Below are 414 nucleotides of genomic sequence, written 5' to 3' on the forward strand. Positions count from 1 at the left end.
CTTCTCGGGCGCGCGCAGCTTCGCGGCAATCGCGGCCGGCAGGCCGTAACCCATCGCGCCGCAGGTGGGCGCCAGTTCCGTGCGCGGACGCTTGTACGCGTAGAAGCGGTGCAGCCAGACCGTGTAATTGCCGGCGCCGTTGCTGAGGATGGCGTCTTCGGGCAGCACCGCGTTCAGGTGCGACATCGCGGCAGCCATATCCACCCCCGTCAGTTCCGCATGGGGCTTGGGCGGCGTGACGAAGGCCTCGTGCTCGGCCCGGGCGCCGCTGGTCCAGTCCTTCCATCCGATAGAAGCCGGCGCCGGCAGCGCGGCCAGCATGGCTGCCGCAGGCACCACGCCCGAATGGATCGGCAGTGCCGACTGGTAGACGCGGCCCAGCTCGCCGCTATCGGCATGGATATGCACCAGCTT

1 protein-coding gene is annotated in these 414 nt (G+C 69.3%); it reads right to left on the reverse strand.

Annotation, left to right across the window (positions count from 1 at the left end; genetic code table 11):
* Positions 1 to 414, reverse strand: a 414-nt coding sequence (locus AB4Z35_RS30825; protein WP_442101274.1) for a thiamine pyrophosphate-dependent enzyme, incomplete at both ends; no start/stop codon positions are given.

Source organism: Pseudomonas sp. KB_15, from assembly GCF_052114525.1.
GTDB lineage: Bacteria > Pseudomonadota > Gammaproteobacteria > Pseudomonadales > Pseudomonadaceae > Aquipseudomonas.